Genomic DNA, 26,175 nt, shown 5'->3' on the forward strand with positions numbered 1-26,175 from the left:
GCGGGCAGTCGTGCCGCTGGGGCGGCACGGGTGGGCGCAGGCGGCACCCTGCGAGCGCGGGCGAGCGACTCGCCGTGACGGCAACCAAAAGCCCCCGGAACCGACAAGCTCCGGGGGCCTTCAGCGACGTAGCAACCCTTACGCAGGCGGCAGCCTGTCCAGCTGCGCCTTGATCCGCGCGATGTCCTCGTCCGCCTTGGCAAGCCGCGCCCGGATCTTCTCGACGACATGATCCGGCGCCTTCGCGAGGAACCCCTCGTTGCCGAGCTTGGCGGTGGACTGGGCCTTGTCCTTCTCCGCGGCGGCCAGGTCCTTGGCGAGACGCTTGCGCTCCGCGGCCACGTCGATCGCGCCCGAGAGGTCCAGTGCGACCGTCGCCCCCGCGACCGGCAGCGTCGCCGTCGCCGAGAAGCCCTCGCCCTCCGGCTGGAGGCGCCCCAGCTGGCGGATGGCCGGCTCGTGCGGGGCGAGGCCCGTGCCGTCCAGGGCCAGGCGGGCCGGGACGCGCTGGCCCGGCTGGAGACCCTGGTCGTTGCGGAAGCGGCGGACCTCCGTGACGAGCTGCTGCAGCGCCCCGATCTCCTGCTCCGCGGCCGCGTCACGGAAGCCGCTGTCCTTCGGCCAGTCCGCGATCACGAGGGACTCGCCGCCCGTCAGCGTCGTCCACAGCGTCTCCGTGACGAAGGGAACGACCGGGTGCAGCAGCTTCAGGGTGACGTCCAGGACTTCGCCCAGGACGCGCTTGCTGACCTCGGCCGGCTCGCCGCCCGCGTTGAACGTGGTCTTGGACAGCTCGACGTACCAGTCGAAGACCTCGTCCCAGGCGAAGTGGAACAGCGCGTCGGAGAGCTTCGCGAACTGGAAGTCCTCGTACAGCGCGTCGACTTCGGCGACGACGGAGTTGAGGCGGGACAGGATCCAGCGGTCCGTCGCCGACATCTGCTCCTGAGAAGGCAGCGGGCCCTCGACCGTCGCACCGTTCATCAGCGCGAAGCGCGTCGCGTTCCAGATCTTGTTGGCGAAGTTGCGGGAGCCCTGGACCCAGTCCTCGCCGATCGGGACGTCGGTACCGGGGTTGGCGCCGCGGGCCAGGGTGAAGCGCAGGGCGTCGGAGCCGTACTTGTCCATCCAGTCCAGCGGGTTGACCGCGTTGCCGAAGGACTTCGACATCTTCTTGCCGAACTGGTCGCGGACCATGCCGTGCAGCGCGATGGTGTGGAACGGCGGGGTGCCGTCCATCGCGTACAGGCCGAACATCATCATCCGGGCGACCCAGAAGAAGAGGATGTCGTAGCCGGTGACCAGGACGGAGTTCGGGTAGAACTTCGCGAGCGACTCGGTCTGTTCGGGCCAGCCGAGCGTGGAGAAGGGCCACAGGCCGGAGGAGAACCAGGTGTCGAGGACGTCGGTGTCCTGGTGCCAGCCCTCGCCGGTGGGCGGCTGCTCGTCGGGGCCGACGCAGACGACCTCGCCGTTCGGCCCGTACCAGACCGGAATCCGGTGACCCCACCACAACTGCCGGGAAATACACCAGTCGTGGAGGTTGTCGACCCAGTCGAAGTACCGCTTCTCCATCTCCTGCGGATGGATCTTGACGCGCCCGTCGCGGACCGCGTCGCCGGCGGCCTTCGCGAGCGGGCCGACCTTGACCCACCACTGCATGGACAGGCGGGGCTCGATGGTGGTCTTGCAGCGCGAGCAGTGGCCGACGGAGTGGACGTACGGCCGCTTCTCGGCGACGATCCGGCCCTCGGCGCGCAGCGCGGCGACGATCGCGGAGCGGGCCTCCAGCCGGTCCTGGCCCTGGAAGGGGCCGTGGGCGGTGATGACGGCGTGCTCGTCCATGATCGTGATGGCGGGCAGGTCGTGCCGCTGGCCGATCTCGAAGTCGTTCGGGTCATGGGCCGGGGTGACCTTGACGGCGCCCGTGCCGAACTCGGGGTCGACGTGCTCGTCGGCGACGACCGGGATGGAACGGTCGGTCAGCGGCAGCTTGATGAGCTTGCCGACCAGGTGCTTGTACCGCTCGTCCTCGGGGTGAACGGCGACGGCCGTGTCGCCGAGCATGGTCTCGGCACGGGTGGTGGCGACGACGATGGTCTCGTCCCCGTCCCCGTACTTCATGGAGACCAACTCGCCGTCGTCGTCCTGGTATTCGACCTCGATGTCGGAGATGGCGGTCAGACACCGCGGGCACCAGTTGATGATGCGCTCGGCGCGGTAGATCAGCTCGTCGTCGTAGAGCCGCTTGAAGATGGTCTGAACGGCCTGGGACAGGCCCTCGTCCATGGTGAAGCGCTCACGCGACCAGGCGACAGCGTCGCCGAGGCGCCGCATCTGACCGCTGATCTGCCCGCCGGACTCGCCCTTCCACTGCCAGACCCGCTCGACGAAGGCCTCACGGCCGAGGTCGTGCCGGGACTTGCCCTCCTTGCCCAGCTCGCGCTCGACGACGTTCTGCGTCGCGATGCCCGCGTGGTCCATGCCGGGCTGCCACAGCGTCTCGTACCCCTGCATGCGCTTACGACGAGTCAGCGCGTCGATGAGGGTGTGCTCGAAGGCGTGCCCGAGGTGGAGCGAGCCGGTGACGTTGGGCGGCGGGATGACGATGGTGTACGGAGGCTTGTCACTCTTCTCATCGGCCTCGAAGTAACCCCGCTCCACCCAGCGCTCGTACAGCGGCCCTTCTACATCGGCCGGCGCGTACTGGGTCGGCAGTTCGGTGTCGGGCGCTGGTGGCTGCTGCTGAGCGTTCTCGGTCACCCGCTCAGTTTAGAGGTGTCGCGGGCGTGTCCCGAAACTCCTTTGTTCTGTAACACTGCGCACCCCGATGCCGTGCGTCCCCCGCGCCTGCGCCAGGATGTCGGGAACACATAAGCATCTGGAGGGGAACCCAGAAATGAGCTACAACCAGCCGGGCCCGTACGGCGGGCAGCCCCAGCAGCCCGGACCGTACGGCCAGCCGGGTCCGTACGGCCAGCAGCCGCAGGCCCCCCAGCCCGGCTATGGCTACCCCCAGCAGGCTCCGCCCGCCCAGCCCGGTTACGGCTACCCCCAGCAGCCCCCGCAGGGCGTCCCGCCCCAGACCCCTCCCTACGGACAGCAGCAGCCCTACGGCCAGCAGCCTCCGTACGGTCAGGCCCCGTACGGCGCCCCGCAGCCGCCGGCTCCGGGCGGCGGCGCGAAGAAGACGGGCCTCATCATCGGCGCGGTCGCCGTCGTGGCGGCGATCGGCGTGGGCGCGTACTTCGTCATCGGCGGGGGCGGCGGCGCGGGCGGCATCGAGGACGACGGCGCGCACAAGCTGACGACGCCGGAGACGGTGCTCAGCGAGTACAAGCTGTTCACCAAGGACTCCGAGGGCGCCGGCACGGACACGGCGAAGGACCTGACGAAGAGCGGCGTCAAGAACGGCACCGCGGTCTCCGGCATCTACTCGACGGCCGACCTGAGCGACTACGACCCCAAAGACCCCTCCACCGCGCCAGACCCCAGCGAACTCACGACGGCCAAGGGCATCACCTACATCGGCGCCTACGGTGAGATCGCCGATCCCGAGAAGTCCCTGGACGAGTTCTTCACGCTGATCAAGAAGGAGTCCCAGGACAACTCCTCGTCCTCGGGCAGCACGGCCGCCCCGAAGACCGAGATGGTCGGCGAGCCCGAAACGGTCGAGATCGACGGTGCGGTGATGAAGTGCCAGGCGGCCAAGGGCACCGACCTGGCCACGCAGAAGGCGAAGACCGACTGGTTCTGTGCCTGGGCCGACTACAGCACCATGGCCATGGTCTCCCCCGGTGACGCCAGCAAGGACATGACGAAGGACGTCGCCGCCGACATCACCAGCAAGCTCCGCGACGAGATCCGCGTCAAGGCCTGACGGTCTCCGTCAACAGCGAAGGGGCCCCGGTCGGCTGACCGGGGCCCCTTGCCATGTGCGTACGGCGGCTACGCCGACTTCTGCTCGCCCGAGCCCCGCCCCCGCGCGTCCCGCGGGATCAGGGTCGGGTTGACGTTCGAGTGGACGACCTCGGCGGTGATGACGACGCGGGCGACGTCCTTGCGGGACGGGATCTCGTACATCACGCCCTGGAGGACTTCCTCCATGATGGCGCGCAGGCCGCGGGCGCCGGTCTGGCGGAGGATGGCCTGGTCGGCGATGGCTTCGAGGGCCTCGCGTTCGAAGTCGAGTTCCACGCCGTCGAGTTCGAAGAGGCGCTCGTACTGCTTCACGAGCGCGTTACGCGGCTCGATCAGGATCTGGAGCAGGGCCTCGCGGTCCAGGTTGTGGACGCTCGTGATGACGGGGAGGCGCCCGATGAACTCGGGGATCATGCCGAACTTGACCAGGTCCTCCGGCATGACGTCCTCGAACTGGTCCTTGGACTGCAGCTCCCGCTTCGAGCGGATCGTCGCGCCGAAGCCGATGCCCTTCGCGCCGGCCCGGGACTCGATGATCTTCTCCAGTCCGGCGAAGGCGCCGCCCACGATGAACAGGACGTTCGTCGTGTCGATCTGGATGAACTCCTGGTGGGGGTGCTTGCGGCCGCCCTGCGGGGGCACGGAGGCCGTCGTGCCTTCGAGGATCTTCAGCAGCGCCTGCTGGACGCCCTCGCCGCTCACATCCCTGGTGATCGACGGGTTCTCGCTCTTGCGGGCCACCTTGTCGATCTCGTCGATGTAGATGATCCCGGTCTCGGCCTTCTTGACGTCGTAGTCGGCCGCCTGGATGAGCTTCAGCAGGATGTTCTCGACGTCCTCGCCGACGTACCCGGCCTCCGTCAGCGCTGTCGCGTCGGCGATGGCGAACGGGACGTTGAGCATGCGCGCGAGGGTCTGGGCCAGCAGGGTCTTGCCGGAGCCCGTGGGGCCGAGCAGCAGGATGTTGGACTTCGCCAACTCGATGGCGTCCTCGCGGCTTTGGGCGCCGCCGTTCTCACCGGCCTGGACCCGCTTGTAGTGGTTGTACACCGCGACGGAGAGCGCCTTCTTGGCGGCCTCCTGGCCGACCACGTAGCCCTCGAGGAACTCGTAGATCTCGCGCGGTTTGGGGAGTTCCTCCCACCGCACCTCGCTGGTCTCCGCGAGCTCTTCCTCGATGATCTCGTTGCAGAGATCGATGCACTCGTCGCAGATGTACACACCGGGGCCTGCGATGAGCTTCTTGACCTGCTTCTGGCTCTTGCCGCAGAACGAGCACTTGAGCAGATCGCCGCCGTCACCGATGCGTGCCACGGTGTGCTTCCCCTTCGCCTGGGAGACGCCTAGGTCCAGCGGCTCCTGGTGCTGCCTTATGTCCGACGGTACCTTGCCGGGGCCCTCGTTCGGGCCCCCCTTGGCACGGTTCACTTCGACGCGCACTTTGTCGTGCACAGTGCCGAACCGTGCCAAGGAGCGGCAGACGATACAGCCTTCCGCGTCAGCGCACCGATTCGTTGTTCATCTTCCGGGTCGAGATGATCTGATCGATCAGGCCGTAGGACAGCGCGTCCTCGGCCGTGAGGATCTTGTCGCGCTCGATGTCCTCGCGGATCTTCTCGATCGGCGTGGTGGAGTGCTTGGCCAGCATCTCCTCCAGCTGCGCGCGCATCCGGAGGATCTCGTTCGCGGCGATCTCCAGGTCGGAGACCTGACCGCGGCCCGTCTCGCTGTACGGCTGGTGGATCAGGATGCGGGCGTTCGGCAGCGCCATGCGCTTGCCGGGCGAGCCGGCCGCGAGCAGGACGGCCGCGGCGGAGGCCGCCTGGCCCATGCACACGGTCTGGATGTCCGGCTTCACGAACTGCATCGTGTCGTAGATCGCAGTCAGCGCGGTGAAGGAGCCGCCGGGGCTGTTGATGTAGACCGAGATGTCCCGGTCGGGGTCCATCGACTCCAGGCACAGCAGCTGCGCCATGACGTCGTTGGCGGAGGCGTCGTCGATCTGCACGCCGAGGAAGATCACGCGCTCCTCGAAGAGCTTCGCGTACGGGTCGTACTCGCGGATGCCCTGCGAGGTGCGCTCGACGAAGCGGGGGATGACGTACCGGGACTCGGCGACCGGCACCGTGCTCTCGGCGCGTGCGCGGTCGTACATGCCGCGGCCGGGGAAGTCGTTCACTATCTGTCTCCTAGAAGGCTGAGGCGGTCGGCTGGGGGCTGCACGGGGGCGTCAGGCCCCGGTGCCGCCGCCGCCCGGCAAGCTCGCGGCGTGCGTGATGACATCGTCGATCAGGCCGTACTCCTTGGCCTCGTCGGCGTCGAACCACCGGTCACGGTCGGAGTCGCGGGTGATCTGCTCGATGCTCTGCCCGGTGTGGAAGGACGTCAGCTCCGCCATGCGCTTCTTGGTGTGCAGCAGCCGCTCGGCGTGGATCTTGATGTCCGATGCCGAACCGGCGAGGCCTGCGGAGGGCTGGTGGATCAGGATCTCGGCGTTCGGGAGCGCGAAGCGCTTGCCCGGGGTACCCGCGCTGAGGAGGAACTGGCCCATCGAGGCGGCGAGGCCCATCGCGATCGTCACCACGTCGTTCTTGATGAACTGCATGGTGTCGTAGATCGCCATACCGGCCGTGATCGAGCCGCCGGGGCTGTTGATGTAGAGGTTGATGTCCTTGTCCGGGTCAGCGGCAAGGAGCAGCAGCTGCGCGGTGATCTTGTTCGCGATGTCGTCGTCGACCGGCTGGCCGAGGAAGATGATCCGCTCGTTGAGCAGCCGGTTGTAGACCTGGTCGCCGAGGCCACCGAAGGAAGGCTCGCCGGCGGCTGTAGGCATCAGATTCGTCACGTATCCACCTGCTCGTCTAAACGACGGCGCCGGGCCGTCTCACGTATCCCTGCGGGGGCCTCCGGCGGTTTGGCCGAGGTTCTGGGCCCCGTATTCATGGACCCTAACGCGCTGGTCCCTTCGGGGAATCCCGGAGAGGTGAGTGTTCGCCGGGGGCGTAGAGGGTCCGGCGGCTGGGGCGCTGGCTACTCGCCGTGATGGTGCGGGTACCGGGGCAGGTGCGGGTTGTGTGTGGCTGGTCGCGCAGTTCCCCGCGCCCCTATCGGGGCACTGCACCGACGTACGTCGAGGGCCCCGGGGCATGATGCCTCCCCAGGGCCCTTCCTACGACCTGCCAGGCGCCGTGGGCTCAGCCCTCGGTCTTCTCCTCGGCGGGGGTCTCGGCGGCACCCTCCGCGAGCTCGACCGTCTCCGTGGCCTGCTCGACCTCGTCGTCGTCCTCCAGGTCGATGATCTCGCCGTTGGTGTCCTTGACCGTGGCCTTCTCGACGACGACGGCCAGGGCCTTGCCGCGGGCCACCTCGCCGACCAGGAGGGGGACCTGGCCGCCCTCGACGACGGCCTGGGCGAACTGGTCGGGGGACATGCCGGAGGAGGCGGCGCGGCGCATGAGGTGCTCGGTGAGCTCCTCCTGGTTGACGTTGAGCTTCTCCTGCTTGACCAGCTCGTCGAGCACGAACTGGGTCTTGATGCCCTTGACCGCGGCTTCGCGGGTCTCGGTCTCGAACTCTTCCTCGGTCTTGCCCTGGATCTCCAGGTACTTCGGGAGGTCGAGGCCCATCTGGCCGAGCTGGTGGTGCTCGAGGTTGTGCTTACGGGTGTTGATCTCGTCCTCGAGCAGCTTCTCGGGGACGGGCACCTCGACCAGCTCGAGCAGCTTCTCCAGGACGCGCTCCTGGGCCTGCGTGGCCTGGTCGTACTGCTTCATGTTCTCGAGGCGCTTGCGGCTGTCGGCCTTGAGCTCGTCGAGGGTGTCGAACTCGGAGGCGAGCTGCGCGAAGTCGTCGTCCAGCTCGGGGAGCTCGCGCGCGGCGACCTGGGAGACCTTGACGGTGACCTCGGCCTCCTTGCCGGCCGCGGAGCCGCCCTTGAGCTCGGAGGTGAAGGTGGCCTCGCCACCGGCCTCCAGGCCCTTCACGGCGTCGTCGATGCCGTCGAGGAGCTCGCCGGAGCCGATGGTGTAGGAGACACCGCTCGCCACGCCGTCCTCGAGGACCTCGCCCTCGACCTTGGCCTCCAGGTCGAGGGTGACGACGTCGCCGTCCTCGGCGGCACGCTCGACCGGGGAGGTGGAGGCGAAGCGCTCGCGGAGCTGCTCGACGGACTGCGCGATGTCGTCCTCCGTCACCTCGACGGCGTCGACCTCGACCTCGATGCCGGAGAAGTCCGGGATCTCCAGGGTCGGGCGGATGTCGACCTCGGCGGTGAAGTTCAGCGTCTCGCCGTCCTTCAGCTCCGTGATGTCGACCTCGGGCTGGCCCAGGACGTCGATCTCGGCCTCGTTGACCGCCTCGGTGTAGAACTTGGGCAGCGCGTCGTTGACGGCCTCCTCCAGAACCGCACCGCGGCCGAACCGCTGGTCGATGACGCGGGCCGGGATCTTGCCCTTGCGGAAGCCCTTCACCGTGACCTGCTGGTTGATCTTCTTGTACGCCGCGTCGAGGCTGTCCTTGAGCTCCTCGAAGGGCACCTCGACAGTGAGCCGAACCCGGGTCGGGTTCAGGGTCTCCACGGCGCTCTTCACGGTTCGGTCTCCTTGTGGCTGACTTCTTGGTTTCTGCCGGAGCCAGACTGGTCCGGCGGATTTCGCTGCCCGGAGGACTTCAGTGATCTTCACTGCCGAGACACACGGACGCGCAGCTTGCATAGTAGCCGTAGCCGCCGGACGCCCCCAAAGGCGATCATGCGAGGTGATCCGTACGTGGTCGGGGTGGCGGGATTTGAACCCACGGCCTTCCGCTCCCAAAGCGGACGCGCTACCAAGCTGCGCCACACCCCGTGCTGGTGCGACACGTAGGGTACATGCCCGCAGGCAGTGCGGCCGCCGCAATTATGGGGTGTGCGGTGAGGGGGCACGACCCGCTACGATGCCTGCAGTGCCGCGGTCGGCTGACCTGCGGCGCGTGCTGTGCGGGCGTAGCTCAATGGTAGAGCCCTAGTCTTCCAAACTAGCTACGCGGGTTCGATTCCCGTCGCCCGCTCCATGAGGGCCCGGTTCTTCGGAACCGGGCCCTTTTGCATGCCACGAGGCCGGCCGGTCAGAACTGGATCTCGTTGATCGTCTGGGCTATCGAGTCGAGGAAGCGCTGGATGTCGTCGGCCATACCCGTCGAGGCGAGGAAGAAGCCGAAGAGGACCGCGACGACCGCGGGGCCGGCCTTGATGTTCCCCGCCCGGATCATCACCACCAGGATGATCGCCAATAGCAGCACCACTGACAGTGAAATGGCCACAACTGATCACACCCTCGGTCGGATCCGCTCTCCCGGCCTGGGATGCCGCCCCGCGCACCCCCGCCAGAACCATCGTGCCACCAACGGGGCCCCGGTATGCGGCCCGTGACGCATCGTCTGCCGCACCCGTATCCGACAAGTCCGGATCTGTCCGCACGAACTCACATCTCTGGCACAGCTTGCAACACAATTCGCCAGTCAACCGCGCAAGGAATTCGGCTGGTTCGTTTCGTTGTCCACACAACGCGTTCGCAGGGAATTCGATTTGTTGCACGCAAAGGCAGCGGAAGCGGACATTCCGTCGTTCAGCGCAAGTGACTCACTGTGTTCACCGTCACGTCATCCGCCCTGCCAACTTCCGGCAAACACAGGTAGTCGGGCCGGAAAAGCAGGAATGACGTCGGGGTTTTACGAGAACCCACAGGCAAGGCTAGGGTGCCTCAGATGTTCCACGCCGCCACGCCCTCCACCAGCGGTCACAGCCGAACGCCGCTCCCCCCGGCACAGTCGCCGACATCGGGAGCGCCGAGTACGGGAGCACCGCAGACACAGCAGAAACAGCAGCGCGACGCTTTCTTCGACAACGCCAAGTATCTGGCGATCGTGCTGGTGGCGATCGGCCACTCCTGGGAACCGCTCAAGGCCGACAGCCGGATCCTGGAAGCCGTGTACTCGGTCGTGTACTCGTTCCACATGCCGGCCTTCATCGTCATCTCCGGCTTTTTCTCGCGCAGTTTCGACATGCGCCCGGACCGGCTGAAGCGATTGATCACCGGTGTGGCGGTGCCGTACATCCTCTTCGAGACGGCGTATCCGCTCTTCAAGCGTGTCGTCGCCGACGATCCCGGTCAGGAGGTCAGTCTTCTCGACCCCTGGTATCTCACCTGGTTCCTGTGCGCGCTGTTCATCTGGCGGATGACGACCCCGATCTGGAAGCTGGTGCGCCACCCGCTGCCGCTCGCGCTCGGTGTCGCCATGCTGGCGTCGGTGACCCCGGAGATCGGCAACGACCTGGATCTGCAGCGGGTGTTGCAGTTCCTGCCGTACTTCGTGCTGGGTCTGTGCATGAAGCCCGAGCACTTCCGGCTGGTGCGCCGGCGTTCGGTGCGGATCGCGTCCGTGCCGGTGTTCGCGGCGGCGCTGGTGGTCGGCTGGTGGGCCGTGCCGCGGATGAACACCGCGTGGTTCTACCACCGTGACGCCGCGCAGAACCTGGGCGCTCCCTGGTGGACCGGGCCGGTGATGGTGCTCGCGACGTTCGGCTGCTCGACGCTGCTGACCGCCTGCTTCTTCGCCTGGGTGCCGCGCCGCCACATGTGGTTCACGGCGCTCGGCGCGGGCACGCTGTACGGCTATCTGCTGCACGGATTCCTGGTCAAGGCCGGTGACTACCAGGGCTGGTTCGACCACGCCTGGCTGCACCGGCCGCTCGGCGAGATCATCGTGACCGTCCTCGCGGCAGCCGTCGTGACCCTGCTCTGCACGGCGCCGGTACGGCGGGTGTTCCGGTTCGCGATGGAGCCGAAGATGGAGTGGGCGTTCAAGCGGGACGCGGCCGAGCTGGCCAGGGAACGCGAAAAGGCACGCGCCTAGGCGTTATTCACCGCTCGATTCATCCTTCAGGCCGAGAAGTGCGCGCATCCGTGCGTACTTCTCGGTCAGTCGTGTGCGGGTGGCCGCGTCGAGTACGGCGAGCCGCGCCGGGTCCGCGTTGTGCGCGAGGTCGGCCTCCTTGACCAGCAGGGCGCCCGGAGTGGCGAGAATGCGCGCGGCGTACGCCTCGGGGGGTTCCCCGGCCCGCTTGGTGAGCGCGCGCACGACGTCCTTCGTACGACGGCTCAGCGCGGCCTCGTCCAGCCACTGCTCGGAGAGCTTGTCGTCCTCCACGGCGTCGTGCAGCCAGGCCGCCGCGATCTGCTCGTCGTCCCCGCCCCGCGCGCGTACGCCCTCGGCGACGGCCCTCAGGTGTTCGGCGTAGGGCCGTCCGGCCTTGTCGGTCTGGTCCTGGTGGGCGGCGCGGGCGAGGGCTTCTACTTCGGGGAGGGGCAAGGGCGTTGGAGTCACCCCTCCAGTGTGAGTCATCCCTCAGCGGGCGAGGGCCTGAGCCGTCGGCCCCTCGCGGCAGATCAGCAGCAGCGCCCGGTCGTCGTTGACGTCCTTCGCCACCGCCTCGATGAGATGCCAGGCCGCGCCGTGGAATCCGCCGGCGACATAGCGGTCGGCCTCGCCGGTGAGACGGTCGATGCCCTCGACGATGTCGCGGTCGGACGTTTCCACCAGACCGTCGGTGAACAGCATCAACACGTCACCGGGGCGCAAAGACCCCTTCACCGGGTCGAACTGGGCACCGTCGTACACCCCCAGCAGTGGCCCCTCGGCCGCCTTCTCCTCCCAGCGTCCGCTGCCCGCGCTGAGCTGGAGCCCCGGTGGATGCCCGGCGGAGAACAGCTCGTAGTCGCCGGAGTCGAGATCGAGGACGAGGTGGATGGAGGTGGCGAAGCCCTCGTCCCAGTCCTGGCGGAGGAGATAGCCGTTGGCCGCGGGGAGAAAGGCATGCGGCGGCAGGCTGCCGAGCAGGCCGCCGAACGCGCCCGACAGCAGCAGTGCCCGTGATGCCGCGTCCATGCCCTTGCCGGAGACGTCCGTGAGGACGACTTCGAGCGTGCGCCCGCCGTTCGTGCGGGCGGCCACCACGAAGTCGCCCGAGAAGGACTGACCGCCGGCCGGCCGCAGCGCCATCTCGCGGTGCCACGCCATCGGCAGCTTCGGCAACTTGCTCTGCACCCGGATACGTTCCCGCAGGTCGAACAGCATCGTGCCGCCGCGCCGCCAGGGCACGCCGACCCGGCTGCGGAACTGTGCGATCAGCAGCCCGAAGAACCCGCAGGCGGCGACCACCAGCACCACACCCGGCGTGACCCGGGACGGCCCTTCCGTGTACGGCCCGAGCTGCACCGACTCCACGATCAGCGCGGTCGCCGCCGCCGCGTAGAGGCCGAGCAGGCTGGCCGGGCGCAGCAGCAGCCCGCCCGCGACGATGGGAAGGACCAGCGCGGCCGGTGAGCACCACACCGAGTTGGCGAGCGTGGTGATCGCGATCAGCGGGATGGTGAGCAGCAGTCCGGCCAGCGCGATCCAGTCCGAGCCGTCGCCGCGGAAGTAGTCCACGGCGCTTCTGCGCAGGCCGGTGCGGACCCGGTGCCAGTGCATCTTCAACCGGGCCGTGAACGTCTCGGCCGCCGTGCGCCGCTCTCGTCCTGCTGCCATTAGTTCGGGACCCTATCCATCCGACCAGGCGCTTGGCACGGGAGGTCCCACTTGTCCCCCGTCCGAGGCTCGACTTCACAGTGAACTTCACAGAAACCCGTCGCGCCCCCGCCCCGGCAAAATTCCCTCGCCCGTCCCGCAACACCCTGATAGGCATGGGCCATGGGCACAGACAGCGCGACGGGCGCCATGACCGACCTGCGGGTGCTGCGGCAGGACGAGTGGGACACCTTCTACGACGGCCTGATCCGCGCCTTCGGCGGGGTCCCGGAGTCGGCCGAGGAGCGGGAGCTGTGGAAACCGCTCACGGAACTGGACCGTTCGATCGGCGCCTGGGACGGTGACCAGTGCGTCGGCACGGCCGGCGCGTTCACCTTCCGGCTGACCGTGCCCGGCGGCGCCTCGGTGCCCGCGGCGGGCGTCACCATGGTCAGCGTGGCCGCCACCCACCGGCGGCGCGGGGTGCTGACGTCGATGATGCGGCGGCAGCTGGACGACGTCCGCTCCTGGGGCGAGCCGCTCGCCGTGCTGACCGCCTCCGAGCCGGAGATCTACGGGCGGTTCGGGTACGGCGTCGCGACATTTCACGCCAACGTCGAGATCGACACCAATCGTGTACGGCTGTCCGTGCCGCCCGGCACCGATGACGTACGGCTGCGGTACGCGGCGCCGGCCGACGTGCTCGACGTATGCGAGGCGGTGTACGCGCGGGAGGTGTCGCTGCGGCCGGGAATGCTGGCCCGGCAGCCCGGCTGGGAGCGGCTCGGGCTGCTCGACCCGGAGAGTGAGCGGGAAGGTGCGTCACCCCTGCAGTGCGTGGTGGCGGAGCGGGACGGCGAGGTCGTCGGGTACGCGCGCTTCCATGTGAAGCCCGAGTGGGACATCACCGGACCCAAGGGCACGGTGCAGTTGCGGGACGCCTTCGGGGTGGACCCCGCGGCGCATGCGGCGCTGTGGCGTTTCCTGTGCGACATCGACCTCACCTCGACGCTGAGTGCGCGCGGACGGCCGCTGGACGAGGCGTGGCAGTACATGGTGTCCGACATCCGGCGGTGTTCGCTGCAGGTACGGGACTCACTGCACGTGCGGTTGGTGGATGTGGGGGCGGCGCTCGAGGCGCGGACGTATCAGGCCCCGGTGGACGTGGTGTTCGAGGTCGAGGACGCGTTCTGCCCCTGGAACGCGGGGCGTTGGCGGCTCACCGGGGACGCGAAGGGGGCGTCCTGCGTGCGTACGGAGGACTCGGCCGATCTCGCCCTGTCCGTACGGGAGTTGGGGGCGGCGTATCTCGGCGGCGTGACCCTGGGCGCGCTGGGGGCGGCCGGGCGGGTGCGGGAGCTGCGGGAAGGGGCGCTGGCGGAGGCGTCGGTGGCGTTCGCGTCGACCGTGGCGCCCTGGCTGCCGCACGGTTTCTGACGGCTGATCAACTTCGCTGGCAGTTCTGGCAGTTCGGGCACCAGAAGAGATTACGGGCGGCGAGATCGGCGGTGCGGATCTCGCCGCCACAGATGTGGCAGGGCAGGGTGGCCCTGCGGTACACGTAGACCTCGCCGCCGTGGTCGTCGACGCGGGGCGGACGGCCCATCGCCTCCGGGGTGTGTTCCGGGCGGACGGTGTCGATGCGGTTGTTGCGGACGCCCTCACGCATCAGCTCGACGAGGTCGGTCCAGATCGCGTCCCACTCGGCCGGGGTGATGTCCTTGCCTTCGCGGTACGGGTCGATGCCGTGCCGGAAGAGGACCTCGGCGCGGTAGACGTTGCCGACGCCGGCGATGACCTTCTGGTCCATGAGGAGCGCGGCGATCGTGCTGCGGCTGCGGGAGATACGCCGGTAGGCCACGTCCCGGTCGGCGTCCGGGCGCAGGGGGTCCGGACCGAGGCGGGCGTGTATCGCGTCCTTCTCGGCGTCCGTGATCAGGGCGCAGGTCGTGGGGCCGCGGAGATCGACGTACGACGTGCTGTCCGCGAGGCGGAGGCGGACGGTGTCCGTCGGCGGGGGTGCGGGGGCGTCGCCGAAGGTGACCTTGCCGAAGAGGCCGAGGTGGATGTGGATCCAGTCGGCGTCCCGGAAGCCGAGGAAGAGGTGCTTGCCGTGGGCGTCGGCGGTACGGAGGGCTCCGCCGGTCAGGAGGGCGGCGGCGTCGGAGAACTTGCCCTGGGGGCTGGTGACTTGGGTTGTACGGCCGGAGAAGCGGTCCGCGTAGTCCAACGCCAGCCGGTGAATCGTGTGGCCCTCGGGCAAGTCCCGCAATCCTTTCCCACCCACCCGCCTGTCTCGGTCTCCTGACAGGCGGGACTCGAAAGACCTGCTACTGCTGCGGGTGGTGCGCCGGGATCGGCGGGAGGTCGCCCGTCGTCTCGTAGACGCGCAGCATCTCGATCCGCCGCGCATGGCGCTCGTCGCCCGAGAACGGTGTGCCGAGGAAGGTCTCGACGAACTTGGTCGCCTCCTCCGTCGTGTGCATGCGCGCGCCGACCGCGACGACGTTGGCGTTGTTGTGCTGCCGGCCGAGCGACGCCGTCTCCTCGCTCCAGGCGAGGGCCGCACGGACGCCCTTGACCTTGTTCGCGGCGATCTGCTCGCCGTTGCCGGAGCCGCCGATCACGATGCCGAGGGAGTCGGGGTCGGCCGCGGTGCGCTCGGCGGCGCGGAGGCAGAAGGGCGGGTAGTCGTCCTGGGCGTCGTAGATGTGGGGGCCGCAGTCCACGGGGTCGTGGCCGGCCGCCTTGAGCCATTCGACGAGGTGGTTCTTGAGTTCGAAGCCCGCATGGTCGGAGCCGAGATACACGCGCATGGGGAGAGTGTGACACGGCTGTTTCCGGGCGGCAGCCTCGGGGCCGGTCCAGGAAAAGTGTGAGCAACACTACAGAACCTCAGGGAAACCTCAAGTAACGATCCGGAATCAAAGGTTCAATAATCTGTTCGCCTCAGATTCACTGGACCGATTCGTACGCCCCCGTGCCCCGCTCGCACGGGAATCTGCTCGTCCGGCGCAAAGGAAATCCCCTCCATGACCTCGCAGCCGACCCTTTCCAAGGCCAGCAAGGAACCTGAGGCCACCGGCGATCCCGGTAACGGCCTCCAGGCAGGTCTCAAGAACCGCCATCTGTCGATGATCGCCATCGGCGGTGTCATCGGAGCCGGACTCTTCGTCGGCTCCAGTTCCGGCATCGCCACCGCCGGACCCGGCATCCTCCTGTCGTACGCCCTCGTCGGCACGCTCGTGGTGCTGGTGATGCGGATGCTCGGTGAGATGTCGGCGGCCAACCCGACCTCGGGCTCGTTCTCGGCGCACGCCGACCGCGCGCTCGGCCGCTGGGCCGGCTTCTCCATCGGCTGGCTGTACTGGTTCTTCTGGGTCGTCGTGCTGGCCGTCGAGGCGACCGCCGGTGCGGTGATCCTGGAGGGCTGGATACCCGCCGTCCCGCAGTGGGCCTGGGCCCTGATCGTGATGGTGGTCCTGACCGCCACCAACCTCGTCTCCGTCGGGTCGTACGGCGAGTTCGAGTTCTGGTTCGCCGGGATCAAGGTCGTGGCGATCGCCGCGTTCATCGTCATCGGCGGGCTGGCCGTGTTCGGGCTGCTGCCGGGCGTCGACAGCGAGCAGGCCGGGCTGAGCAACCTGACCGACCACGGCGGATTCCTGCCGAACGGGCCGGGCGCGATCCTCACCGGTGTGCTCCTCGTCGTCTTCTCCTTCATGGGAAGCGAGATCGCCACGCTCGCCGCCGGTGAGTCCGAGAACCCGCAGCAGGCCGTCACCAAGGCCACCAACAGCATCATCTGGCGAGTCGCCGTCTTCTACCTCGGCTCGATCTTCGTCGTGGTCTCCCTGCTCCCGTGGGACAGCAAGTCGATCGCCGACGACGGTTCCTACGTCGCCGCTCTCAACTCCCTCGACATCCCGCACGCCGGTCAGATCATGAACTTCATCGTCCTGACCTCGGTGCTGTCCTGCCTCAACTCCGGCCTCTACACGGCCTCCCGGATGGCCTACTCACTGGGACAGCGCGGTGACGCGCCCAAGGCCTTCGCGAAGACCACCAGCCGTGGTGTGCCGCTCGCGGCGATCATCGCGTCCGTCGTCTTCGGCTTCGTCGCGGTCTTCTTCAACTACAAGTTCCCGGACTCCGTCTTCCTCTTCCTGGTCAACTCGTCCGGTGCCGTGGCGCTGTTCGTCTGGCTCGTCATCTGCTTCTCGCAGCTGCGCATGCGGAAGATCATCCAGGCCGAGGCGCCGGAGAAGCTGGTCGTCCGGATGTGGCTGTACCCGTATCTGACCTGGGCCACGGCCGCGCTGATCGTGTTCGTCCTCGGCTACATGCTCACCGACACCGAGCACGACGGACGCAAGACGGTACTGCTGTCGCTGCTGGTCGCCGCGGTCGTCCTGGCCATCGCCTTCGTGAAGGAGAAGGTGGCCCGCGGGCGTACGACCGTCTGAGCGGCCGAGTCCGGCACAGTCTGAGGGAGCCCCGCGGGGCTCCCTCTCGCTTTTACAGCACGGTGAAGGTGTCCTTGACCTTCTTGTACGTCTTCAGCGCCGGCGCCTCGATGTCCGGCTGGTACCACGTGTTGACCTGGTACGTCTTTCCCTCCACGGTGAAGCCCAGCAGCTGGGCGTGCCAGGGAACGCCCTTGAGCGTGAAGGTGTACTCCCAGACGACCGCCGGGTAGCCCCGGAAGGTCGTCTTCTCCAGGCGGATCTTCTGGTACGCCTGTCCCCGGCGGGCGTTCTGCTCCGAGGTCTCCCAGTTCTCCAACAGATCGCCGCGGGCCAGCGAGGACTTGGTGGCGAGTTCCTGTTTGGCGTCGGGGGACGTGTAGTGCACCTCCGAGCCGGTCTTCGTGTCCCGCCGCCAGCCGTCGGGGGGCACCCAGGCGTATCCGCCCGCTTCCTTCCGGGCACCCGGCGGCAGGGTCTGCGGCCTGGAGGTGCCTTCTACGGTGGCCGAGGGGGTGTCGCTCGGGGGCGTGGACGCTCCCGCCTTCTTGTCGTCCGGCGACCCGGAGTTCAGCATCAGGACGACCGCGATCACGGCACCGGCGGTGACCGCTGCCACGGCCGCCAGCAGGCCCGTACGACGGCGTCCGCGCCGGGGGGCGGGTCCGGCCGGGACGGCGGGGCCCGGGAGTTCGCCGGGCGGCATCGCGACCGGCTGGGCGGCGTACGGCGGGCTGTGCTCCCGCGTCGCCGCTTCGGAGCGTACGAAGGAGACACCGGTCCTGCCGCGTGCCGCCGAGTTGGCGGACGGGGTCTCGGAGCGCGTCTCCGAGCGCAACTCGGAGGCGGCTTCGGTGGAGGCGGATGCGGGAGTGGGGGCGGGGGCGGGGTTGGAGGCGGGGACAGAGGTGCGGCTGCGGCCCAAGTCGTGGGTGTCGGCGGGTCGTTGTGGCTGGGGGTGGACCTGGGACTGAGGAGGTTTCGCGTCCTCGACGGGTTCGGGTTGCGACTGCCTGGGGTCGCGCGGTGCGGGGATGCGGTGGGGCTCGATGAGGGCCGGAGTGGGTGACTCCGGCTGCTGCGGCTGCGCGTCCTGCGGCTGCGGAGCGTCCTGTGGCTCCGGTTCCGCGCGCGTGTGCGCCGCTTCCTCCTTCTCTACCTCTTCTGCTTCTACGGCTTCCGGTGCGGCGCCGGTGTCCCTCGCCGCGGCGGCCGAACGCAGCGTGGACTCCAGGTCGTCCAGGCCCGGCCGGACCGACGGCTCCTTCTCCAGGAGGGCGGCCAGGATCGTGGCCAACGTGCCTGCGGAGGAGGGGATTTCGGGCTCCTCGTACAACACCGCGTGCAGTGTGGCCAGGGTGGTGTCGCGGGAGAAGGGGGAGCGGCCGCCCATCGCCGCGCAGAGTGTCGCGCCGAGGGACCAGATGTCGGACGGCGGGCCCTGCGGGCGGCCGGAGACGCGCTCGGGGGCCATGTAGTCGGGCGAGCCGACCAGCATGCCGACCATGGTGAGCGCCTTGGCGTCCTGGATCGCGGCGATGCCGAAGTCGGTGAGGACGACGCGCTGTCCGCCGCTCTCGACCAGGACGTTCCCGGGTTTGATGTCGCGGTGCAGCACGCCGCGTGCGTGCACCTGGCGCAGCGCCTCCACCAGGCCGAGCCCGATCCGTGCCGCCTCGTGCTGTCCGAGCGGCCCGTCCTCGGCCATGATCCGTTCCAGGGAGCGGCCGGCGACCAACTCCATGACGATCCACAGGCGTTCGCCCTCGTCGACCACGTCATAGACCCGCACGACGTTGGGGTGGTCGATCCGGGCGGTGGCCCTGGCCTCGCGCAGGGTGCGTTCGCGGCGGGTGCGCGCGTCCTCGGCGTCGAGGCCGTCGATGCGCATTTCCTTCACGGCGACCTGACGATCGAGTATTTCATCGGCGGCTCGCCACACCCGCCCCATACCCCCCTGTCCAATACTTTCGACCAATCGGTAGCGCCCCGTCACCAGTAACCCAGGAACCCCGCCGCTCCTCGTGTTTCCCGTGCTTTCCGTATTCCCCGGCAATCCGCTGCACCCCCTCAACTACTCCTCGTCTGAAACACAATGGTCACACTTCAGGCCGCACCAGCATAGTGCGGAGAAATCTTGTGGTAGCTCTTCAAGTACTGCGAATTCAGGCGCAGGCAAGGGGGACGAAGATGAGTTCTCGTCGTATGACGACCATCGCGGGATCGCTGGTTGCGGCATCTCTCTCGACGGTGATGATCCTTTCCGCCACCGCCAGTGCGGATGACCAGGGGCCCGGAAGCAGCAAGGGGGGAAAGGCCGTTGACGAGGCGCCGGCTGATGTCAAGCTGACCACACTGCTGCCCGAGGAGATCTCGGTCGACAACAGTTCACAGGAAACGGCGATGACCGCCACGGTGAAGAACGAGGGGACCAAGGACAGCGGCAAAATCAGGCTCTGGGTCGTTGGCTTCGACGGCCTGACTGTAAAGAGCGTCCAGGGGTGTTCGCCGATTGCGGAGGGCGATCTTCCCGAGGGCTCGAACAGCGGTTACACCTGCCCGATCGACAATCTCGCGGCCGGTGATTCCAAGTCGTACGACGTCGATGCGACGTACGACGTGAGTCAGACCGGAGAGAAAACCGGAAAGATCTGTCTGCCCGTGCAGAACAGTGACGGAAGCAAGACATTCTGGCAACAGGGCCCGGTGCCGTTCGGTACGACGAACCCGTCACCGGATGCCCCGGCCACCCCGCTGCTGCTCGGCACCGACAACACGCCGGTGGCGCCGGGGAGCGACGAGCTGCCGAAGACGGGTCCCGGACGGGACGTCCTGCCGCTCGGCGCGGCGGGCGCGGCGCTGATCACGGCCGGCGCGGCCGGGCTGTGGTGGTCGCAGCGGAGGCGCGAGACCTGAGCCTCAGCGCAAAGGGACCGGGGTGCGGCAGAGTGCCGCACCCCGGTCCCTTTGTGCTGTCGGCTCACAACAGCCGGTCGCTCAGCGCTTGTTGACGAACTTCCAGGCGGTCGGCAGCAAACCCATCGCCAGAGCCGCCTTGAGGGCGTCGCCGATCAGGAACGGCGTCAGGCCGGCCGCGATCGCCGCGGACGCGGACATGTCGGCGGCGAAGGCGAGATACGGCACGCCGATCGCGTAGATGATCGCCTCACCGAGCAGCATCGCGCCCGCCATGCGCAGGACGGAGCGGTCGGCGCCGCGGCGGGCCAGGGCGCCGACGACGGTGGCCGCCAGCATCATCCCGATGATGTAGCCGAAGGAGACGGAGACCCCGGACGCCCCGTTCGCGAACCACGGCACACCGGCAAGGCCGGCCAGCGCGTACACGACGAGCGAGAGCAGGCCGCGCCCGGCGCCGAGGCTCGTGCCGACCAGCAGCGCGGCGAAGGTCTGGCCGGTCACCGGCACCGGGGAACCGGGCACCGGCACGGCGAGCTGGGCGGCGAGGCCGGTGAGCGCGGCGCCGCCCAGCACGAGCGCGGCGTCCCGGACGCGGGAGGCGGGGAGGAGGTCGGCGAGGACCTGCCCGGTGCGGGCGGGGGCGGCGACGGCAGCGGTGCTCATGGGGACTCCGAGTGAGGGCGGTTCGGGACACCGTGACGCTAACCCAGGGCACCTGAGCGCAGCACCGTCACCGCTCGACAAAGGCCGGAGCGCGGCTGTGGTGGGCTCCTGACAAAGAGTGCCGGTTACACGTGACCCGGCGTGATACGGGTCACTGAGGTAGGGCCGTGTAGGTCACCGAGGAGGGCGGAGCCGGGCACTGTAGGGTCTGGCCAATCCGGAGCCTGCCGCTCCCCTTTACACTCCTGAGGTCGCGCCCCCTCACGCATTGGACGAGCCGCGCCCATGCCCAGCACCACCGTCGAGACGCCGCCCGAGGCGGACGTCTCCCTCTCCCACGGCCTGAAGCAGCGCCACCTGTCGATGATCGCCCTCGGCGGTGTCATCGGCGCGGGCCTGTTCGTGGGCTCCGGCGCCGGTATCGCCGCCGCCGGACCCTCGATCGTCGTCGCCTACGCCCTCTCCGGCATCCTCGTGATGCTGGTGATGCGGATGCTGGGCGAGATGTCGGCCGCGTATCCCTCCTCGGGCTCCTTCTCCGCGCACGCCGAGCGCGCGATCGGCCCCTGGGCGGGCTTCACGGCCGGCTGGTCCTTCTGGGTGCTGCTCTGCACGGCCGTGGGCCTGGAGGGCATCGGCGCGGCGAAGATCATGACGGGCTGGCTGCCCGGCACACCGGAGTGGGCCTGGGTCGCCCTCTTCATGGTGGTCTTCTGCGGCACGAACCTGGCCGCCGTGAAGAACTTCGGCGAGTTCGAGTTCTGGTTCGCCGCGCTGAAGGTCGGCGCGATCACGCTGTTCCTGGCCCTGGGCGTGCTGGCGATCACCGGCGTCCTGCCCGGCACGGACTCCCCCGGCGCCGCCCACCTCACCGACTTCCTCCCCAACGGCGGCGAGGGCCTGGTCATCGGCCTGCTCGCGTCCGTCTTCGCATACGGCGGACTGGAGACGGTGACGATCGCCGCGGCCGAGTCCGAGAACCCCGTCCGGGGCGTGGCGAGCGCGGTCCGCACGGCGATGTGGCGCATCGCCCTCTTCTACATCGGCTCCATGGCCGTCATCGTCACCCTGGTCCCCTGGGACTCCAAGGAGGTCGTCGAGAAGGGCCCGTACGTCGCCGCCCTCGACGAACTCGGCATCCGCGGCGCGGGCCAACTCATGAACGTGGTGGTCCTCGTCGCCCTCCTGTCGGCGATGAACGCCAACATCTACGGCGCCTCCCGCATCGCCTACTCGCTCGTCGAACGCGGCCAGGGCCCGAAGGCACTCGGCAAGGTCTCCTCGGGCGTGCCCCGGACCGCCGTACTCACCTCCTCCCTCTTCGGCTTCGGCTGCGTCCTCCTCAGCTACTGGCGCCCCGACGACGTCTTCTCCTGGCTCCTGAACATGATCGGCGCGGTCATCCTGGTCGTCTGGATCTTCATCGCCACGTCCCAACTCCGCCTCCGCCACCGCCTGGAACGCGAGACCCCGGAAAAGCTGGTGGTCCGCATGTGGGCCTTCCCGACCCTCACCTGGGTAGCCCTCGCCGGCATGGCAGCGATCTTCACCCTGATGGCCCGCGAGCCCGACACCCGGGTCCAGCTGTACTCGACGGGCGCGATGACGCTGGTGCTGGCGGGGGTCGGGTATGGGTGGCAGAGGGTGCGCGCCAAGCGCTGACGCCCCTGCGACGGCACCAAAGCCCCCGGGTGATCCCGGGGGCTTCTTGCTGCTAGCTTGTTATTGCAAGCTACTTGCAACAAGCCTGAGGGGACCCTTCATGCCCGTCTACACACTCCCGGAACTGCCCTACGACTACTCCGCGCTCGCCCCCGTCATCAGCCCCGAGATCATCGAGCTGCACCACGACAAGCACCACGCGGCCTATGTGAAGGGCGCCAACGACACGCTGGAGCAGTTGGCGGAGGCGCGGGACAAAGAGTCGTGGGGCTCGATCAACGGGCTGGAGAAGAACCTGGCGTTTCATCTCTCCGGGCACATCCTGCACAGCATTTACTGGCACAACATGACCGGTGACGGGGGTGGCGAGCCGCTTGCCGCCGACGGTGTGGGCGAGCTCGCGGACGCGATCGCCGAGTCCTTCGGGTCCTTCGGGAACTTCAAGGCGCAGTTGTCCAAGGCCGCCGCGACCACGCAGGGTTCGGGCTGGGGTGTGCTGGCGTACGAGCCGCTGAGTGGGCGGCTGATCGTGGAGCAGGTCTACGACCACCAGGGCAACGTCGGGCAGGGCGCCACGCCGATCCTGGTCTTCGACGCCTGGGAGCACGCCTTCTATCTGCAGTACCGGAACCAGAAGGTGGACTTCATCGAGGCCATGTGGCAGGTCGTCAGCTGGCAGGACGTGGCCCGGCGTTACGCGGCCGCCAAGTCCCGCACGGATGTGCTGCTGCTGGCCCCCTGAGGCCCCCGAGCGCCCTGCCTCGTGATCGTCTTCTCACCTTTCACGAACGGCAGGCGGAAAGAAGGAAGCCCTCGCGAGGACCTGACTCGCGAGGGCTTCCCATTGGAGGGAGGGCGTCAGGGCTTACGGCCCACACCGCCGTGCTGACCGATCGGGCGGGGCTCCTCGCCGGACGGCTCGGGGCGCCACAGCGGGACGGAGACGATGCCCGGCTCCACCAGTTCCAGGCCCTCGAAGAACGCCTCGATCTTGTCGATGGGGCGCAGGAAGTACGGGACGGCGCCGGTCTCGTTGTAGGCGTCCTGCGCGTTCTCGTAGTCCGGGTCGGTGCCCCGGGAGCCCTCGTTGAGGCAGAGGTAGCTGCCGGAGGGCAGGCCGGCCAGCAGGCGGCGGACCAGCTCGCGGGCCTGGTCGTAGTCGGCGACGTGGCCGAGGATGCCGCTGAGGATCAGGACCGTGGGACGGGAGAGGTCGAGGGTGCGCGAGGCCGCCTCAAGGATCTTCTCCGGCACGTACAGGCTCATGTCCTCGTACGCCGTCACGCCCTCGGGGGTGGAGGTGAGCAGGGCCCGGGCGTGGGCCAGGACCAGCGGGTCGTTGTCGACGTAGACGATCTTCGACTCGGGGGCGAGGCGCTGGGCGACCTCATGGGTGTTGTCGACGGTGGGCAGGCCGGTGCCGACGTCGAGGAACTGGCGTACGCCCGCCTCCGTCACCAGATACCGGATGCTGCGGCCCAGGAAGGCGCGGCTGCTGCGCGCGATGGTGACGATGCCGGGGAAGACGGCGGTGTACGCGTCGCCCGCCGCCTCGTCCACGGGGTAGTTGTCCTTGCCGCCCAGCCAGTAGTTCCAGATCCTGGCCGAGTGCGGTACCGAGGTGTCGATCTCCATCATGTGGCCATAGTGCTACGTCAGTTCGGGTTCGCACGGCACATTGAGGGAGATCAGGGCCGCGGAGCCGTCGGTGTTCATGCGGAGTTCGGTGAGCGCCGTGTTGTGGAGTTTCGGGAAGACGCGGCGGTATTCGCTCAGTGAGATGGACAGCAGGCTGCACAGCACCAGGCGGAGCAGGGTGTTGTGCGCGACCACGAGGACGCGCTCGCTCGGGTGGGCGGCGGCGATGCGGCGGAGGGCTGCCGTGCCGCGGGCCGCGGCGGCGGTCGGGTCCTCGGCCTCGGGGAAGGGGTTCGCTGCCGGGTCGGTGCGGAACGCCTCCGCCGCGGCCCGGTCCTCGGCCGCGAACTCCGCGAGCGTACGGCCCTCCAGCACGCCGAAGTCGCATTCGCGCAGGCCGGGTTCGCGGAGCGGGGTGAGACCGAGGGCCCGGCAGGCCGGGTCGGCGGTGGCGACGGCACGGGAGAGGGGCGAGGTCCAGATCGCGTCGACCGGATGGACCGCCGCCCAGCGGCCCAGCGCCTCGGCCTGGGCGCGACCCGTGTCGGTCAGGGCGATGTCGCTGACTCCGGCGTAACGGTTCTCGGCGTGCCAGACGGTCTGACCGTGGCGGACCAGGAGGAGGGTAGTGGTGGTGCTCATGCTCCGGCAGTATCCCTGGTGAGCGTCATGGTTCGGCGTTATCCACAGTGAGCCTCATCGCCCGGCAGCACCCACCGCGAGCCTCATGGCCCGGCCGTATCCATCGCGAGCCCCATCGCCCGGCAGCACCCACCGCGAACCTCATGGCTCGGCCGTATCCATCGTGAGCCGCGCGCGGGCGTGTGACGCGACCTGTGTCGGCAGCCAGCCGCGCGCCTCCAACTCGTCGACCAGGCGGGCGTACGGCTCGGCGAAGAGGACCGTGCGGTCGGGGCGGGGGTCGACGATGGTGCGGATGCGGACCATCTGTTCGGCTGTGCCGGCGAGTGAGGTGCCGCCTCCGGTGCCGTATGCCGCCAACGCGGCCATGCCCAGCGCCGGTTCTGTCTGTTCCGGTACTCGGGCCGTGCGGCCCAGGACGTCGGCGCGCAACTGGTTCCAGTACGGGCTGCGCGCGGCGCCGCCGGTGAAGGTGAGGGTGCCGTCGAGCGGGGCGCCCAGGTGGTGCAGGTAGTCCAGGCAGAGGCGCTCGGTGAAGGCGACGCCCTGGAGCAGCGCGGCCCACAGGTCGGCGTCGCAGCTGGGTTCGCCGAGGACGACGGCGGTGGCGTCCGGGGCCAGGAACGGGAAGCGTTCGCCCGGCGCCGCCAGCGGGTAGGTGACCGCACCGGACGGTTCGAAGGCCGCCGCCTGTGCGTCCATGGCGGCCGGGTCGGCACCCGAGAACGCGGCGGTGAGCACGCCCGCGCCCACGCTGGACGCCCCGCCGGGCAGCCACCCCCCGTCCGGCGCACGGTGGTTGTAGACGACGCCGGCCGGGTCCCGGACGGGGTGCGAGGTGGCGCCCTTCAGCACCAGCGTGGTGCCGAGCACCGAGTTCCAGGAGCCCTCGCGCAGCGCGCCGGAGGCGATCTGGGCCGCGCAGCCGTCGGTCATCCCGGCGATCACCGGGGTGCCGGCGGGGATGCCGGTGGCCTCGGCGGCGGCCACGCAGACCTCGCCGAGCCGGGTGCCGGGCGGTACGACGTCGGGCAGCGCCCCGTCCGGCAGGCCGAGGATGTCCGGCCAGGCGTCGCGCTCCACGTCGTACGCCGTCTTCAGCGCATGACTGGAGTCGGCCGGCACCCGCCGGCCCACGAGCCGCGCGGTGATCACGTCGGGCTGGTGGGTGAGCCGTCCGGGCCCGTACGTCTCCGCCAGCCACCGTGCCTTCGGCAGTGCCCAGGTGTCCTGCACGGACAGTCCCGCCGCCCGGGCCTTCGCCCCCTGCTCCCCCGCCCGCCCGTCGTCGTACATCAGGGCCGGGCTGATCGGCTCCCCTGAGATGTCGGTCAGCAGTACCGTCCCGGACGTCCCGCACACCGCGACCCCGCGGAGCTGTGCGTGCCGGGGCAGCGCGGCCTGCGACGCCGCGCACACCGCGTCCCACCACTCCCCCGGATCCTGCTCGTGCAGTACGCCGTCACGCCGACCGGTCAGCGGGGCCGTCCCCCTGCCCAGGACCGTGCCGTCCGCGGCGACGAGCAGCGCCCGGACGCCCTGCGTCCCCAGGTCGATCCCGAGCCATGACTCCATCGGACCTCCCATACCTGGCCGTGAACTTCTCACTCTGCACCGAGGTTTCCACCTGCGCGAGGGATTGACGCCCCCCTTACGCCGTTCCACCCTCTGTTAACGAGTCGATTCGACGTGTTAACCCTGCAAGACGGGTATCGACCTC

General features: G+C 68.9%; 22 protein-coding genes and 2 tRNA genes. 8 read left to right on the forward strand and 16 right to left on the reverse strand.

Translation table 11 applies throughout. From position 1 onward, the window contains the following. Positions 1–138: 138 nt before the first annotated feature. Positions 139–2,763: a valine--tRNA ligase gene (locus tag ACTWQO_RS38295; RefSeq protein ID WP_443241990.1), complete on the reverse strand. Its 2,625-nt coding sequence runs from the start codon at positions 2,761–2,763 to the stop codon at positions 139–141. Between the two features lie 136 nt (positions 2,764–2,899). On the opposite strand from ACTWQO_RS38295, the gene ACTWQO_RS38300 reads away from it, so the two are divergent. After that, positions 2,900–3,880, forward strand: coding sequence for a hypothetical protein (locus ACTWQO_RS38300; protein WP_443241991.1), 981 nt, complete (start codon positions 2,900–2,902; stop codon positions 3,878–3,880). Positions 3,881–3,948: 68 nt separating this feature from the next. On the opposite strand, the gene clpX is transcribed toward ACTWQO_RS38300, so the two are convergent. The 5 genes from clpX to ACTWQO_RS38325 all read right to left on the reverse strand — a co-directional run bounded on the left by clpX (position 3,949) and on the right by ACTWQO_RS38325 (position 8,765). Next, a complete protein-coding gene (clpX, locus tag ACTWQO_RS38305; protein WP_210577586.1) occupies positions 3,949–5,235 on the reverse strand; it encodes an ATP-dependent Clp protease ATP-binding subunit ClpX in 1,287 nt (428 codons plus the stop codon). Between the two features lie 184 nt (positions 5,236–5,419). Beyond that, positions 5,420–6,100, reverse strand: coding sequence for an ATP-dependent Clp protease proteolytic subunit (locus ACTWQO_RS38310; protein WP_443241992.1), 681 nt, complete (start codon positions 6,098–6,100; stop codon positions 5,420–5,422). A gap of 51 nt (positions 6,101–6,151) precedes the next feature. Then, entirely contained in the window at positions 6,152–6,766 is a 615-nt protein-coding gene (locus ACTWQO_RS38315) for an ATP-dependent Clp protease proteolytic subunit (RefSeq protein WP_328364492.1), read from the reverse strand. A gap of 349 nt (positions 6,767–7,115) precedes the next feature. Beyond that, positions 7,116–8,510 carry a trigger factor gene (gene tig, locus ACTWQO_RS38320; protein WP_443241993.1) on the reverse strand — a complete coding sequence of 465 codons (1,395 nt, stop codon included), beginning with the start codon at positions 8,508–8,510 and terminating at the stop codon, positions 7,116–7,118. A 178-nt stretch (positions 8,511–8,688) separates the two neighbouring features. Beyond that, positions 8,689–8,765: transfer RNA gene (locus tag ACTWQO_RS38325), tRNA-Pro, on the reverse strand. A 131-nt stretch (positions 8,766–8,896) separates the two neighbouring features. On the opposite strand from ACTWQO_RS38325, the gene ACTWQO_RS38330 reads away from it, so the two are divergent. Then, positions 8,897–8,970 (forward strand) — tRNA-Gly (locus ACTWQO_RS38330). 54 nt (positions 8,971–9,024) lie between these two features. Here ACTWQO_RS38330 and ACTWQO_RS38335 read toward each other — a convergent pair. Next, positions 9,025–9,219 carry a hypothetical protein gene (locus ACTWQO_RS38335; protein ID WP_210577588.1) on the reverse strand — a complete coding sequence of 65 codons (195 nt, stop codon included), beginning with the start codon at positions 9,217–9,219 and terminating at the stop codon, positions 9,025–9,027. Positions 9,220–9,663: 444 nt separating this feature from the next. On the opposite strand from ACTWQO_RS38335, the gene ACTWQO_RS38340 reads away from it, so the two are divergent. Continuing rightward, the gene (locus tag ACTWQO_RS38340) at positions 9,664–10,812 is read left to right on the forward strand and encodes an acyltransferase family protein (protein ID WP_443241994.1); all 1,149 of its coding nucleotides are present in this window, start codon (positions 9,664–9,666) and stop codon (positions 10,810–10,812) included. 3 nt (positions 10,813–10,815) lie between these two features. On the opposite strand, the gene ACTWQO_RS38345 is transcribed toward ACTWQO_RS38340, so the two are convergent. Both ACTWQO_RS38345 and ACTWQO_RS38350 read right to left on the reverse strand, forming a co-directional pair. Further along, a complete protein-coding gene (locus ACTWQO_RS38345) occupies positions 10,816–11,283 on the reverse strand; it encodes an HD domain-containing protein (RefSeq protein ID WP_443241995.1) in 468 nt (155 codons plus the stop codon). A gap of 21 nt (positions 11,284–11,304) precedes the next feature. After that, complete coding sequence (locus tag ACTWQO_RS38350; RefSeq protein WP_443241996.1) at positions 11,305–12,486, reverse strand: PP2C family protein-serine/threonine phosphatase; 1,182 nt, start codon at positions 12,484–12,486, stop codon at positions 11,305–11,307. A gap of 162 nt (positions 12,487–12,648) precedes the next feature. Between ACTWQO_RS38350 and ACTWQO_RS38355 the strand changes: the two genes are divergently transcribed. After that, the gene (locus tag ACTWQO_RS38355) at positions 12,649–13,902 is read left to right on the forward strand and encodes a GNAT family N-acetyltransferase (protein ID WP_443241997.1); all 1,254 of its coding nucleotides are present in this window, start codon (positions 12,649–12,651) and stop codon (positions 13,900–13,902) included. Between the two features lie 7 nt (positions 13,903–13,909). On the opposite strand, the gene ACTWQO_RS38360 is transcribed toward ACTWQO_RS38355, so the two are convergent. After that, positions 13,910–14,728 (reverse strand): Fpg/Nei family DNA glycosylase, encoded by an 819-nt coding sequence (locus tag ACTWQO_RS38360; RefSeq protein WP_443241998.1) that lies wholly within the window; start codon positions 14,726–14,728, stop codon positions 13,910–13,912. A gap of 67 nt (positions 14,729–14,795) precedes the next feature. Beyond that, positions 14,796–15,281, reverse strand: coding sequence for a ribose-5-phosphate isomerase (locus ACTWQO_RS38365; protein ID WP_443241999.1), 486 nt, complete (start codon positions 15,279–15,281; stop codon positions 14,796–14,798). Between the two features lie 216 nt (positions 15,282–15,497). Between ACTWQO_RS38365 and ACTWQO_RS38370 the strand changes: the two genes are divergently transcribed. Next, positions 15,498–16,931 carry an amino acid permease gene (locus tag ACTWQO_RS38370; protein ID WP_443242000.1) on the forward strand — a complete coding sequence of 478 codons (1,434 nt, stop codon included), beginning with the start codon at positions 15,498–15,500 and terminating at the stop codon, positions 16,929–16,931. Positions 16,932–16,983: 52 nt separating this feature from the next. Here the strand turns inward: ACTWQO_RS38370 and ACTWQO_RS38375 are convergent, their stop codons facing one another. After that, the gene (locus ACTWQO_RS38375) at positions 16,984–18,882 is read right to left on the reverse strand and encodes a serine/threonine-protein kinase (protein ID WP_443242001.1); all 1,899 of its coding nucleotides are present in this window, start codon (positions 18,880–18,882) and stop codon (positions 16,984–16,986) included. 239 nt (positions 18,883–19,121) lie between these two features. On the opposite strand from ACTWQO_RS38375, the gene ACTWQO_RS38380 reads away from it, so the two are divergent. After that, positions 19,122–19,847: an LPXTG cell wall anchor domain-containing protein gene (locus tag ACTWQO_RS38380; RefSeq protein WP_443242002.1), complete on the forward strand. Its 726-nt coding sequence runs from the start codon at positions 19,122–19,124 to the stop codon at positions 19,845–19,847. 81 nt (positions 19,848–19,928) lie between these two features. On the opposite strand, the gene ACTWQO_RS38385 is transcribed toward ACTWQO_RS38380, so the two are convergent. Continuing rightward, the gene (locus ACTWQO_RS38385; protein ID WP_301981037.1) at positions 19,929–20,513 is read right to left on the reverse strand and encodes a biotin transporter BioY; all 585 of its coding nucleotides are present in this window, start codon (positions 20,511–20,513) and stop codon (positions 19,929–19,931) included. A 285-nt stretch (positions 20,514–20,798) separates the two neighbouring features. Here ACTWQO_RS38385 and ACTWQO_RS38390 point away from each other — a divergent pair, with 285 nt between their 5' ends. Beyond that, a complete protein-coding gene (locus tag ACTWQO_RS38390) occupies positions 20,799–22,175 on the forward strand; it encodes an amino acid permease (RefSeq protein ID WP_443242003.1) in 1,377 nt (458 codons plus the stop codon). Positions 22,176–22,275: 100 nt separating this feature from the next. Further along, complete coding sequence (locus ACTWQO_RS38395; protein ID WP_443242004.1) at positions 22,276–22,917, forward strand: superoxide dismutase; 642 nt, start codon at positions 22,276–22,278, stop codon at positions 22,915–22,917. 116 nt (positions 22,918–23,033) lie between these two features. On the opposite strand, the gene ACTWQO_RS38400 is transcribed toward ACTWQO_RS38395, so the two are convergent. The 3 genes from ACTWQO_RS38400 to ACTWQO_RS38410 all read right to left on the reverse strand — a co-directional run bounded on the left by ACTWQO_RS38400 (position 23,034) and on the right by ACTWQO_RS38410 (position 26,030). Further along, the gene (locus tag ACTWQO_RS38400) at positions 23,034–23,813 is read right to left on the reverse strand and encodes an SAM-dependent methyltransferase (protein WP_443242005.1); all 780 of its coding nucleotides are present in this window, start codon (positions 23,811–23,813) and stop codon (positions 23,034–23,036) included. Between the two features lie 12 nt (positions 23,814–23,825). Beyond that, a complete protein-coding gene (locus ACTWQO_RS38405; RefSeq protein WP_443242006.1) occupies positions 23,826–24,455 on the reverse strand; it encodes a histidine phosphatase family protein in 630 nt (209 codons plus the stop codon). A 141-nt stretch (positions 24,456–24,596) separates the two neighbouring features. Continuing rightward, complete coding sequence (locus ACTWQO_RS38410; protein WP_443242007.1) at positions 24,597–26,030, reverse strand: FGGY-family carbohydrate kinase; 1,434 nt, start codon at positions 26,028–26,030, stop codon at positions 24,597–24,599. Between the last annotated feature and the right edge of the window lie 145 nt (positions 26,031–26,175).

This window comes from Streptomyces sp. 4N124, assembly GCF_052245395.1.
Classification (GTDB): domain Bacteria; phylum Actinomycetota; class Actinomycetes; order Streptomycetales; family Streptomycetaceae; genus Streptomyces.